This is a genomic window from Kitasatospora sp. NPDC004799 (assembly GCF_040609095.1).
Taxonomy (GTDB): Bacteria; Actinomycetota; Actinomycetes; order Streptomycetales; family Streptomycetaceae; genus Kitasatospora.
The window spans coordinates 1-1,048 of record NZ_JBEXJK010000845.1 but is presented as its reverse complement, the minus strand read 5'-3'; the positions used below and the strand labels follow the sequence as shown (position 1 = coordinate 1,048).

The window sequence follows — 1,048 nt, the reverse complement described above, 5'->3', positions numbered from 1 at the left end:
AGGCGCCGACCAGGGCGAGGGTCTCGCCGGGGGCGAGCTTCAGGCTGAGGCCGTGCAGGACGGGGGCCGGGTGCTCGGGGTCGTAGCGGAACTCGCCGACCGCGTCGGCGAGCGCGCCGCGGGCCGCCGCCGGGAGGGCGTCGTCGGTGATGAAGCAGTCGACCTCCGCCAGGGCGGCGAAGCTGCTCAGGCCGACGACGCCCCACTTGGTGTGGTCGGCCACCACGACGGTGCGGCGGGCGGAGGCGATCAGGGCCCGGTTGGTCTGGGCCTCCGCCAGGTTGGGCGTGGTCAGCCCGGCCTGCTCGCTGACGCCGTGCACGCCGAGGACGAGCAGGTCCACGTGGAGCGTGCGGATCGCCTGGTCGGCGAGGGCTCCCACCAGGGCGGCGGAACGGGTGGGCGCCCCTCCGGTCAGCAGCAGCGACGGGACGGTCTCCCGTCCGTCGCTCTCCGCCGTCCAGAGTAGGTCCGCGATCCGCAGCGAGTTGGTGACGACCGTCAGCCGCGGCACCTCCAGCAGCCGGGTGGCGACGGCGTAGGTGGTGGTGCCGGCGGACAGCGCGACCACGCTGCCCGGCTCCACGAGGCGCGCCGCGGCGTCGGCGAGGGCGGCCTTGGTGCCCTCCTCCAGTTCGGACTTGGCCTCGAAGCCGGGCTCGAAGGTGCTGGCCGTCCCGGTGGCGACGGCTCCGCCGTGGACCTTCTGCACGGTGCCCTGCCGGGCGAGGACGTCCAGGTCGCGGCGGACCGTCATGTCGGAGACACCGAACTGGGTGACCAGGTCGGCGACCCGGACGGCGCCGGTGCGGCGGATCTCGTCGAGGATCAGCGCGCGGCGCTGGGCGGCGAACAGGGTCTGGTCAGCCACGGAGGTCCTTCCGGTCGGCCGGGCACGTGGGGTCGTCTCGTCGGCGACCAGGAACACGGCCGGGTCGGCCGCGTCCATTATCACCGGGCCCCGACGCACGACGTCCCGGCGCACGACGTCCCGGCGGACGGCACGGCCGGGAACGCACCGGGAGGCCGGGCGGCCCGTGGACGCGCT

The 1,048-nt window shown here is 75.3% G+C and carries 1 protein-coding gene; it reads right to left on the bottom strand.

Annotation, left to right across the window (positions count from 1 at the left end; translation table 11 throughout):
• A partial coding sequence (locus tag ABZW03_RS41240; protein ID WP_355270059.1) for a DeoR family transcriptional regulator occupies positions 1-871 on the bottom strand: 871 nt, incomplete at its 3' end.
• Positions 872-1,048: the final 177 nt, after the last annotated feature.